Source organism: Sphingobium sp. (genome assembly GCF_049304695.1).
Lineage (GTDB): Bacteria > Pseudomonadota > Alphaproteobacteria > Sphingomonadales > Sphingomonadaceae > Sphingobium.
Map to the genome: position 1 here is coordinate 1 of NZ_JBAQOK010000013.1, position 10,739 is coordinate 10,739.

Here is a 10,739-nt window from a genome sequence, read left to right on the forward strand (position 1 = left end):
GTGCTATACGCACCGCCCGGCGGTCACCGCGCCATGGGCGCGGCGGCGTTGGCCTTGACGGCGTCGATCTGGCGGGTGGGCGTCGCTGCCCTGTAGGCCCGCCGCGCCGGGCCTGCCGGTCACGCTCCTGCCGCCACCCGCCATTCCGGCGCCGGTTGCTGCGGTTTGAAGGAGTGATAAGAAATGGAACTCAAGCATATCGACATCGCCAACCTGTCTGTCGCTGCCGTCAACATGCGCGGCAAGGGCAAGGCGGACCTGTCCAACATCCTGCCATCGGTACGCGCTCGTGGCGTGCTGGTGCCGCTGATCGTGCGGGCGAATGGTAGTCCCGATACCTATGAGATTGTGGCAGGCAAACGGCGCTATCAGGCGGCGCTGGCCGTGGCGCAGGAGAGCGGCGAAGCCGAGGCGCTGCCCTGTGCGGTGATCGAGGCGGGTGACGACGCGGCAGCGCTGGAAGCCTCGCTGATCGAGAATATCGCCCGGCTCGATCCCGACGAGGTGACCCGCTGGGAATGTTTCACCCGACTGGTGCGGGAAGGACGCAGCGCCGATCATATTGCCACCACCTTCGGCCTCACCGAATTGCAAGTGAAACGCACCCTTGCGCTAGGCAATCTGCTACCGCGCATCCGCACCCTCTACCGGCGCGGTGACATCGAAGCGGCGTCCGTGCGACATCTGACACTGGCGACCAAGAGCCAGCAGCAGCAATGGCTGGCGCTGCTCGACGATCCCGACAGCTATTACCCGACCGGTCATGCGCTCAAATCATGGGTGCTGGGCGGTGCATCGATCCCCGTCAGTGCAGCCCTGTTCGATGTGGAAGGCTATGATGGCGCAATTGTCGCCGACCTGTTCGGGGAGGATCGCTATTTTGCGGATGTCGCCGCCTTCTGGACCGCGCAGAACGCTGCGATCGAAGCGCGGGTCGAAGCATATCGCGATGCCGGATGGCGCGATGTCGTCCTGTTGCCGCAGGGCGAACCCTTCCATGGCTGGGACTATGAGCGTTGCCCCAAGCGCAAGGGCGGCAAAATCTATGTCGTCACCAGTCCGCGCGGCGATGTCGTCTTCCATGAGGGCTATTTGACCACGAAGGAAGCCCGCAGGCTTGCCAAGGGTGAAGAGAGTGGTGATTCCAGCGATGAGCTATCGCGTCCCGAACTGACCAGCAGCCAGCAGGACTATATCGATCTCCACCGCCATGCCGCCGTCCGGGCACGGATGATCGATGCGCCCGGCCTGTGCCTGCGGGTGGCAGTAGCGCATATGATTGCCGGATCGCCGCTCTGGACGGTCAGAACGGAGCCGCAGCGCGCCACCGATGCCATTGTCGAAAGCGTCGAGAACAGCATGTCCGAAGCGCAGTTCGACGCCGAGCGTCGCAGGCTGCTGGCACTGCTGGCCTTTGATCCAGATACGCCCACCATTACCGGCGGCGGCGATGGACTGACCGCCCTTTATGCCAAACTCTGCACCTTGGACGATGCCAGCGTCATGGCGGTGATGTCCGTGGTGATGGGCGAGACGCTGGACGCCCGCAGCGATCTTGTCGATGCGCTGGGTATGCAGTTTGGCGTCGATATGGCGCAGGTCTGGCAGGCGGACGACGCGCTGCTGGATACCCTGCGCGACCGCGCCGTCATCGATGCGATCCTCGCCGAGGTGGCGGGAGCGGATATTGCAGACGCCAATGCAAAGGAAACCGGCAAGACCAAGCGGCAGATCATTCGCGATTGCCTCACCGGCAGCAACGGACGCGCCAAGGTCGAGGGCTGGGTGCCGCGCTGGCTGCGCTTTCCTGCCAGCAGCTATACCGAACGCGGCGGTGTCGCCAGCGTCAGTCGGAGCGCCAGCGCCGCGCAGGCCATGGCTTTGCCAGATGCTGTCGACACTCAGACCGACGCCGATCCTGCGCCCCTGTCGCAGGCCGCATGACCTGTCCCTAACCGGCGGCCTGCGCGCCGCCGGTCCTCTCTTGGAACGGGAGATATGTCATGACCGACATTGCCAATACCGAACGGCTCGAACGTCTGGAAGCGGCCCTGCTGTCGATGCCGCGCCTGCGCCGTGAGATATTCCTCGCCGTCCGCTTGGACGCCATGAGCTATGCGGACATCGCTGATAGGACTGGCCTGTCCGTCAGGGCCGTCGAACATCAGATGGCCCGCGCGATCATGCATATCGGCCATCATCTGCGCGATACCGATGCGCCATCGCCGCATCGCTCGTCGCCCACATAGTTGCGCGGCGAGGTTGGCGGCTTTGCGATAGCAGGCTAGGATCAGGACCATGAAGACCAGTCTCGATCATCTGCCGCAAACCAAGCAGCGCGAACTGGCGCATGTGGTCGAGACGGTGCGCGCGGGCTTCGCCCGCGCCACAGCCCAGCGCACCCAACCGCGCTATCGCAATGGCAAGCTGCTCAAGATCATCCTCTTCGGCAGCTATGCGCGGGGCGATTGGGTCGAGGACCCGGTGGGCCGCTATTTTTCCGATTACGACTTGCTCATCGTCGTCAATCATGACGATCTGACTGACATTGCCGAGTTCTGGGAAAAGACCGAAGCGCAGTTTCTTACCGATCTGTCGGCGGGCACGGTGCTGCGCACCCCGGTCAGCCTCATCTATCACAGCCTGGATGATGTGAACGACAAGCTGCGGCTTGGCCGCTACTTCTTCATGGACATATTGCGCGACGGGATCAGCCTGTTCGAAGAGCCGGACCACCCCTTTGTCGAGCCGCAGCCGCTTTCGCCCGAACAGGCGCTCAAGGAGACGCAGGACTATTACGACGAATGGTTCGAGAGTGCGGAACGCTTCCTGATCAACGCGAAAGATAACGCGGCCCGTGGATGGAATAAGGAAGCTGCCTTCCTCTTTCATCAGGCGACCGAACGCTTCTACCACTGCCTCTTTCTCGTCCGCACTTTGTATAGCCCCAAGACCCATAATCTGAACCGGCTGCGCGATCTCGCCGAGGAACTGGAACCGTCACTCAAAGCCGTCTGGCCGCGCGATAGCCGCTTCGAGAAGCGATGTTATTCCCTCCTGCGCGATGCCTATATCAAGGCCCGCTACTCACGTGCCTATCGTATCACAGCCGAGGAACTGGACTGGATCGCGCAGCGGGTGGCGCTGCTGCAGAGCCTGGTTCGTGAGGCGTGCGAGCTCCGTATAGAGACGCTTGCCAGGGCGGCGTAAATAGCATTTCCCCTGTCTGTCGGATGTACCATGAACCGCTTCGTCATCCTGTCCGGCTGCTCCGGCGGTGGCAAATCGACACTGCTGGCTGAACTGGGCAGACGCGGTTTCGCGACCATCGAAGAGCCCGGACGTCGCATCGTCGCGCAGGAACATGCCGGTTCAAGCGAGGCGTTGCCATGGGTCGATCTGGCCGCTTTTGCCCGGCGCGCGATCATGATGGCCTTGCAGGATCGGCGCGATGCCATGGCCATGACCGGCACGGTCTTCTTCGATCGCGGCCTCATCGATGCTGCCGCCGCGCTCGAGCACGCCACCGGCGAACCCGCGCTCCATGCCTATGCAGCCGAGCGCTACAATCCCGTCGTCTTCATGACCCCGCCTTGGCCGGAAATCTACGCCGGTGATGCCGATCGCCAGCATGATCTGGCCGACGCCATCGCCGAATATGAAAGGCTGCTAAGTGCCTTCGTATCGCTGGGCTACAAGGCCGAACTGCTGCCCAAAATCGCGGTTGCTAAGCGCGCGGATTTCATTCTCCAGCGCCTTGGCCTCGCCTGACATCGGAACGAAAATATGGGTGTGATATCGCTGAATTCCGCTGCGCGTCCTTATCTCAAGCCGCTTGCCTGACGTCGATATCCAGCACCAACTGTCGCCCGTCATCGCGCGCATCCGCATGGATTGGGCACAGCGTCTTGCTGCCGCAGGCAAGCGTCATCCACTCGATTTTCCAGTCGATCCGCGCATGATCATGGCGTCCTTCGCGCGTGATACTGACGATCGCCGCGCCCTCTACGACAAGCCCAAAATGGCAGCGTCCGCTACCGATATCATGATGGCCACGCAGCAATGTCCCGTCGGAAAAGGCAAAGGAAAAGCCATCCGTCACCGCGCTGGCGGGAAGGGCGAGCACGGCTTCGACATCGCCGGTCAGCCTCAGCCTGCCGCCATCCATTGCCTCGATTTGCACGCTCACGCCTGGCCCTTCCCCTGAGAATCGGAACGGAGCGACAATAGAACATAGAGTGAACATAAGGAAGGGGTGCCGGGTAGGAGTATATAGCAAGATAAAGGCCGACACGCTTCGTCGTATCTGCCCGGCCAAGCCCTTGTCTGCACATCTTTTTTTATGGAGACCACCTGTCTCGTGGGCGAGACTGGATCATCACTGGTAGGGTGCAAAGCCGCAGAAGTCCTGGGCTTTTGCGCGAGATACTTGAGACCACGGGGTGTTGGTCGCCATATCCTGCCGATGGCACAGGATGACGATATGTTCGAGCCCCGCGTCGGGCGTTCACAGCGCGACAGCGCCCGCCCGCCGCAGGCTGGCGGACTGCGCGCTGAGATATTGAAGCATGTTGCCCGGCGCGGCGGTGATCCGCGCCGGTTGGGCGATGCCGTTGCGGTTGCTCCGCCCCGCACTGGGCGCTTCAATGCGCGGGGCCGTGGTGCCCGTATCGCGGCCGCCGTGCCGCGCGGTTCGGGCTGGTCCTTCGACCGGGGCAGCGGCATGCGCGTGCGGCCCCGGCGGGTGACGGTGAAGGCGCGCGTCGTGAAGCTGGCGGGCAAGGCAACTGCCGTGCGATCCCATCTGCGCTATCTCGAACGCGATGGCGTCAGCCGCGAGGGCGAGCCGGGACGCTTCTATTCGACCTTTGCCGATGATGCGGACGGAAAGGCCTTTGCGGAACGCGGGGCAGGCGATCGGCACCAGTTCCGCTTCATCGTCGCACCCGAGGATGGCCCCGCCTTCGATCATCTGCGCGATTTTACCCGCGATCTCATGGCGAAGATGGAGGAGGATCTGGGCACGACGCTGGACTGGGTGGCGGTCGATCATTTCGACACCGGTCATCCCCATAGCCATATCCTGGTTCGGGGCATCACCGAGGACGGCAAGACCCTCAACATCGCGGGCGATTATATCGCCCATGGCATTCGCCACCGGGGATCGCAGATCATGACCCGGGCGCTGGGGCCGCAGAGCGAGGTGGAGGTGCGCCACCAGCTCGAGCGCGAGGTCGATGCCGAACGGCTCACCCGGCTCGACCGGATGATGCTGGCGCAGGCCGGGGACAAGGCGCGCGATCAGGTCATCGACCTGCGCGGACAGGAGGGGCAACGCGCTTTCGATCCCCAGCATCAGCAACTGCTGGTCGCGCGTGCCCGTGTGCTCGAGCGGATGGAACTGGCGGAGCCATCGGGGCCGCTTGCCTGGAGGCTCGCTCCGCACATGGAACAGACGCTGATCGACATGGGCATGCGGGGCGACATCATCCGCCTGATGCACCGCGAAATGACGCAGGAGAAATCAGCGCCCGGGATCGGGCATGATCGCTATGTCGTGCATGGCATCGACAAGACACCCGAACATAATGAAGGCCCCATCATCGGCAGGGTTGTGAAGCGGGGCACCGCAGACGATGACCATGAGCGTCGCTATATCATCGTCGACAGCATTGATGGGCGTAGCCATTATGTCGATATCGGACTCAGCGCCGAGCCGACACCGATCGGTGGCATGGTCAGCCTGACGCCCGTGCAGGCCGAACCCCGCAGCGTCGATCAGACCGTCGCCCACATCGCGGAGGCCCATGGCGGCCGCTATACGGTCGATATCCATCTCCGCCATGATCCCACGGCCACCGAAGCTTTCGCCCAGACCCATGTCCGGCGACTGGAGGCAATCCGCAGGGCGATCGGCAAGCCCGAGCGCGATCCCGACGGGACATGGCAGATCGGTCCCGATCATCTCAATACCGCGCTGGCCTATGAGCAGCGCAAGCTGCGCGCCGAACCGGTCAAGGTCGAGATGCTGTCCTCGACGCCGATCCTCGCACAGACTGGCGTCCATGCCGCGACCTGGCTGGACCGGGAGTTGGTCGCGACGGACAGGATGGTCACTGCCGATACAGGCTATGGCGCAGAGGTCCGCAAGGCGCTGGCGCTGCGCCAACAATGGCTGGTCGAGCAGCAGCTCGCCGAGCGTCAGGGGAGCGATGTCTTTTACCGCGCCAATCTGTTGCGCATCCTGCGGGACCGCGAAATGCGCGCGGTGGCAGGGCAATTGTCGCACGAGATGGGCCTGCAGTTCACACAGATCGAACCGGACGAGCGCGTCGAGGGGACACTCCGGCGCAGGGTGGATATGACCTCCGGACGCTTCGCGCTGATCGAGCGGTCGCGGGACTTCACACTGGTGCCGTGGCGCGACGATCTGGAACGCCATGTCGGCAAGCCTTTGTCCGGCATCATGCGCGACGGGCGGTCGATCAACTGGACGATAGGCCGGGGGCGGAGCGGTCCCAGCATCGGCGGTATGTGAGCCAGCACGACCCAGAGCCGATCCGGGCCGATCTGCGCCCATCAGCACCATAGCCTTGCGACAGGTCGGACGGCGATAATCGTCCACGGTAGCGGATCGCTCTTATGTCCCCCCTGCAAAGGGCTGGTCCGCTGCCACCCGACATCCCCATGGGCAGGCGGACATCCTATGAAAAGCTACAAGACCCGGCATCAGCTGTTCCTGCCCGAGGAGATGAGCAAACGGCTCGACCATCTGGCAAAGAGTTCAGGCCGCGCGCGGTCTGAAATCCTGGTCGAGGCGCTCGACGCCTGGTTCAACCGGCGGCAGGCACCCAAATCCGACGAGAGCATCGGCATCCGCCTGACCCGGATCGAGCGCGATACCCAATGGCTTCGCCGCAACCAGGGGCTGGTCTGGGAGGTGTTGGCGCGGATGGTCCGGCATCAGCTCATCACTGGCGCCATGCATCCGGTCGACGAGGCGGCCCAAGCCGTGGGGGCCAGGATGTTTGCGCAACTGATCGACGAGATCGCCGATCGGTTCGCAGGCAAGGCAGCGCCTGCCACGGACGACCCCGCCACCTTGAAGCTGAGGAGTTTGCAATGAGCCGTGACCATCGCGCGTTGAAGGCGACAAACCTGCCCGCCCCTGACGGGTTCGAGCCGATCACGGTGCGCGTTCCCAATGCCTGCCGGATGCTAGGCATCCGGCGCAGCAAATTCTATGAGCTGATCGCCGATGGTGAGATCAAAATCCTTAAACTGGGCAGCGCCACGCTCGTTCCCATGGAGCAGATCAGGGCATTAGTGCGCCGGCTTGAGAAGGGATGATCGGAAAGCAGGCTGGCAGCTACGCCCTGCCTGCGGCTGTCCAGCCTGAGTTTTAGAGATGAACTGCGTTCAGACCGGCAGACGCATGCTGCTCACTGATGATGCAGCATTTTGTCGAACCCCTCATTCGCCCTGGTCATCTTGGCGACTTTCCTCAGATGGCTGCGAACATGGCGCTCGAACCGTACATCGTCGTAAACGCCCGTCGCGCGATATTCCTCCTCGCCGATCAGCGCCTTGAGGCGCTGGGCAAACGGGGTCTGCTCTTCGGTGCAATCAGGAGCCTGAAGGGCGCGGCACACCCATTCCTCGGCGGCGGCCTTGTCATAGTCATCGCGTGCTTCATAGCCGCGCCGGTCGGCCGCCGCCTGATCCAGCTTCGAAACGTCCAATCGGCGCGCCAGCCATTTACGAACCACTACTCCATCCCATGGCTTTGACGGATTGCTCATGCATTCGCTCCAGATTCAGATAGCCAGCCCTATATCAGTTGCCCGCTCGGGTTCGATCACAGAATGCTGACGCGTTGATATTATTGCCCTGCCAGCAGCCGAAGGGTGGCATCGTCGCGCACGCCGCCGAACCAGCGGTCCTGCGCGGCGCTGAACAGGTCACCGCCCGTAGCGGCCTCGAACAGGGTAAGGGACGATCGTAGCTTTATGGCGTCCACCTCTCCCAGCACACCCGCCGCGCTGCTGCCGTGCGGCAGGCCTTCCAGCGTCCGCACACATTCTCGCAGGCGGTCGCCGAGGGTGGGGTGCTCCAGATAGGCGCGAGCCTCGTCCAGTGACGCGATGGCGTAATGCTGTGCGGTAGAGCTGCGGCCCAAGCCAGCGACCTGGGGGAAAATGAACCACATCCAGTGGCCGGTCTTTTTGCCCTGGCGCAGTTCGGCAAGGGCCGCGGCATAAATCGACTGTTGGGCGGCAAGGAAGCGGCTCAGGTTGTACGCGTCGTTGCTCATGTAGGTATGACGCGGCGAGAAGCTTGTTGTTCCGCGTGACCGGTTTGCGCCAATTGTTGCCGTCCGACAGTTCATTTCTCGTCATCGAAAGCGGCCGTTCGTTCAGCTCAATCTAGCGTGAGGCGTCACGTCGGCCCACCGCTTACGCTATGGCGGATCGTTGCGGTCCCGGTGGCGATGACATAGGATAACTGGCATATGCTGCCACCTTGTCACACTTGGTGCCATCGCTTGACTGAGCGAGCGCTGCCATCATCGAGGGAGAGGTCGCAGTGCCATGACCGACAACGGGGAAGAGAACCGTTTCTACGATCATCGGATCAGCTTCAAAAATGCTGCCGGTGAGCCGTCGTCGCCGTTCGAGATGGTTGTCGCGATCGGTTTTTTCGATCCGACGATCGAGCTATTCCAACCGTTCGCCACAGGAGTGTTCATTTCCGAAATTGGGCTCGTCTGCACAGCACGGCACGTGTTCGAGTTTGAGCCGCGGTTCCTGGCATCCATGGGGCATCTGTCGCCGCGTAGCTTCCCCGCAGTGATGCAGCATTACGATGACCATACGATCGGTATCAGACCCATCGTTGCGGTACATCCTGACCGACGCTTCGACGTGGCGATTGCAAGGCTCGAGCCGGCCGTGCACCTGACTACGGGAGAAACCTTTTCCAACAAGATGCTTGCCCTTACCACCGATCGTTTCGAGCTTGGCGATACCGCGCACCAATATTCCTACCCCGATCCGATTATCTTCGATCAGCCTGAGGGGCCTCAGTTGATGGTCATCCCGCTCCTGACCGAGGGCAAGGTCATCGACTGGTTCCCGCAGGGCATGGGCTCGTTATTTCCATCACCATGTTACGTCATCGAAGGTTATATCGGGGCCGGTTCGAGCGGCGGCCCGGTGATGGACAAAACCGGAAGGGTGTTCGCGATCAGCTCTCGCGGATGCGTAGGAGGTGACTATTATTATGCCGTCCCAGTCCAAGCGATTGCGGACATCCGGGTGACGTCAGTCAAACTGTCGACCCCGCCGGTAATTGAGGGTCCGACGATCAAGGACATGGTGTCGAGAGGCTTGATTTCCTTTGTGCAGCGCGCCAATGAACCGGAATAGGCGTCGGGCCATCGCCATGTGACTGGGTCAGCTGACTTTGTTGAGCTTCTCGTTCAGGCGCGATGCGCCAATCTCAGTCGTAGTCGGCCGCGCGACGGCTGCCTGAAAGCTGCCGTTCGGCGTGGTGGGAACTAGGCGTCTGCTTCGCGTTTGCTGAAAGACAGAAAGTCCTGCGAGGCAATCACCCTATGATCGGCTATAGCGTCGATGCCGGCGACGCCGGCCAAGGCATGTCGGAGGGGGAGGGAAGCGCGTAGGGCCCTAGCGATGAAGGCTCGCTGGGCGGCACGATCAGCACCGTGCGTATTTGCTCTGACGGAAGAGCGGTGCGATTGAACGCGCGTTGCCAATTGGAGGGCGAGACAATGGCACTGACCAAATCGGGATTTCTTGAGTATCGCAGATGTAACAAGGCGTTCTGGCTGGCCACTAACCGTCCTCGCGAGATAATGGTCCCGCCCCCCGACCCTTACGCTCTGATGCTGATGAAGCAGGGCTATGAAGTCGAAGCGCTGGCCCAACAGTGGATCCGCGGTTGGCCCGATGCCGATCGCTGTACCTTTCAGGAAAGTTTCCGGGTCATGGGGCTCGAGGCGCGCGCCGATGTTGTGCGTCGGAACGACGACGGCTCGATCGATCTGTTCGAGATCAAATCCTCTACCTCGCTCCAAGGCTCATCGGGGGATCAAGTCGATGATGCCACCTTCCAGACGATCGTCGCCGAGCGCGCCGGCCTTCCGGTAAACAGGGCTTCGGTGATCCATGTGAACAAACAATATGCCCGCAGCGGGCCTGTTGATCCGTCCGCGCTACTGGTCGTGGCCGATGTCACGCTTGCGGTTCGCGAACGCTATGAGAGGATCGAACAGGAGATCGACACCGCGGTCGCCTTCCTCGCGGAGAAGGAGCTTGATGAGAATGGCTGCTCGTGCCGCTTTGTCGGCAATCCCGCCAATCATTGCGCCGCCTTCGCTAGGTTCAATCCCGACATCGAGCTGCCCTCGCTCTATATACTACCGCGTATTTCCAAGACGAAGCTCGAGACATTCGCGGCCGAGAAGCGCTTCGCACTGGACGCGATCGACCCGTCCGAACTGTCCAAACGGCAAGCGCTGGTCCAGCGCGCGGCGCTGCAAAAGGCGCCGGCGATCGACCGCGCGGCCCTGGCCGCGTTCATCGCCGACCTAGGGCGTAGTGATGATTTAAGGATTTGGGATTCCCAATTTCGCTAAAATCGGATTCAAGGCTGATTTTGGGAGATCGGCGATGGATTGCGACGCGCTTCGGGATGACCAGTGGGACCGGATCAAA

General features: G+C 62.1%; 12 protein-coding genes. 9 read left to right on the forward strand and 3 right to left on the reverse strand.

Going from position 1 to position 10,739, the window contains the following annotated elements; genetic code table 11:
- Positions 1-183 precede the first annotated feature (183 nt).
- From WA070_RS01680 to WA070_RS01695, 4 genes are read left to right on the forward strand one after another with little or no spacing between them, the layout of a single operon-like run.
- The gene (locus tag WA070_RS01680; protein WP_422632493.1) at positions 184-1,944 is read left to right on the forward strand and encodes a ParB/RepB/Spo0J family partition protein; all 1,761 of its coding nucleotides are present in this window, start codon (positions 184-186) and stop codon (positions 1,942-1,944) included.
- Between the two features lie 59 nt (positions 1,945-2,003).
- Complete coding sequence (locus WA070_RS01685) at positions 2,004-2,249, forward strand: sigma factor-like helix-turn-helix DNA-binding protein (RefSeq protein ID WP_422632494.1); 246 nt, start codon at positions 2,004-2,006, stop codon at positions 2,247-2,249.
- Between the two features lie 49 nt (positions 2,250-2,298).
- The gene (locus tag WA070_RS01690) at positions 2,299-3,210 is read left to right on the forward strand and encodes a HEPN domain-containing protein (protein ID WP_422632495.1); all 912 of its coding nucleotides are present in this window, start codon (positions 2,299-2,301) and stop codon (positions 3,208-3,210) included.
- A gap of 30 nt (positions 3,211-3,240) precedes the next feature.
- Positions 3,241-3,771 carry an AAA family ATPase gene (locus WA070_RS01695; protein ID WP_422632496.1) on the forward strand — a complete coding sequence of 177 codons (531 nt, stop codon included), beginning with the start codon at positions 3,241-3,243 and terminating at the stop codon, positions 3,769-3,771.
- Positions 3,772-3,826: 55 nt separating this feature from the next.
- On the opposite strand, the gene WA070_RS01700 is transcribed toward WA070_RS01695, so the two are convergent.
- Positions 3,827-4,189 (reverse strand): hypothetical protein, encoded by a 363-nt coding sequence (locus tag WA070_RS01700; RefSeq protein ID WP_422632497.1) that lies wholly within the window; start codon positions 4,187-4,189, stop codon positions 3,827-3,829.
- Between the two features lie 294 nt (positions 4,190-4,483).
- Here WA070_RS01700 and rlxS point away from each other — a divergent pair, with 294 nt between their 5' ends.
- The 3 genes from rlxS (at position 4,484) to WA070_RS01715 (ending at position 7,350) form a co-directional block, all read left to right on the forward strand.
- The gene (gene rlxS / locus WA070_RS01705; protein WP_422632498.1) at positions 4,484-6,538 is read left to right on the forward strand and encodes a relaxase/mobilization nuclease RlxS; all 2,055 of its coding nucleotides are present in this window, start codon (positions 4,484-4,486) and stop codon (positions 6,536-6,538) included.
- 168 nt (positions 6,539-6,706) lie between these two features.
- On the forward strand, positions 6,707-7,126 hold the full coding sequence (locus WA070_RS01710) for a ribbon-helix-helix protein, CopG family (protein ID WP_422632499.1): 420 nt from the start codon (positions 6,707-6,709) through the stop codon (positions 7,124-7,126).
- On the forward strand, positions 7,123-7,350 hold the full coding sequence (locus WA070_RS01715) for a helix-turn-helix domain-containing protein (RefSeq protein WP_422632500.1): 228 nt from the start codon (positions 7,123-7,125) through the stop codon (positions 7,348-7,350). The genes WA070_RS01710 and WA070_RS01715 overlap by 4 nt, the downstream gene beginning before the upstream one ends.
- 92 nt (positions 7,351-7,442) lie before the next feature.
- Here the strand turns inward: WA070_RS01715 and WA070_RS01720 are convergent, their stop codons facing one another.
- Together WA070_RS01720 and WA070_RS01725 are read right to left on the reverse strand one after the other, a co-directional pair.
- Positions 7,443-7,802 carry a hypothetical protein gene (locus tag WA070_RS01720; RefSeq protein ID WP_422632501.1) on the reverse strand — a complete coding sequence of 120 codons (360 nt, stop codon included), beginning with the start codon at positions 7,800-7,802 and terminating at the stop codon, positions 7,443-7,445.
- 80 nt (positions 7,803-7,882) lie between these two features.
- A complete protein-coding gene (locus tag WA070_RS01725) occupies positions 7,883-8,314 on the reverse strand; it encodes a DUF1810 domain-containing protein (RefSeq protein ID WP_422632502.1) in 432 nt (143 codons plus the stop codon).
- A 277-nt stretch (positions 8,315-8,591) separates the two neighbouring features.
- Here WA070_RS01725 and WA070_RS01730 point away from each other — a divergent pair, with 277 nt between their 5' ends.
- A complete protein-coding gene (locus WA070_RS01730) occupies positions 8,592-9,428 on the forward strand; it encodes a S1 family peptidase (protein ID WP_422632503.1) in 837 nt (278 codons plus the stop codon).
- 365 nt (positions 9,429-9,793) lie between these two features.
- Positions 9,794-10,660 carry a hypothetical protein gene (locus tag WA070_RS01735; RefSeq protein WP_422632504.1) on the forward strand — a complete coding sequence of 289 codons (867 nt, stop codon included), beginning with the start codon at positions 9,794-9,796 and terminating at the stop codon, positions 10,658-10,660.
- Positions 10,661-10,739 lie beyond the last annotated feature (79 nt).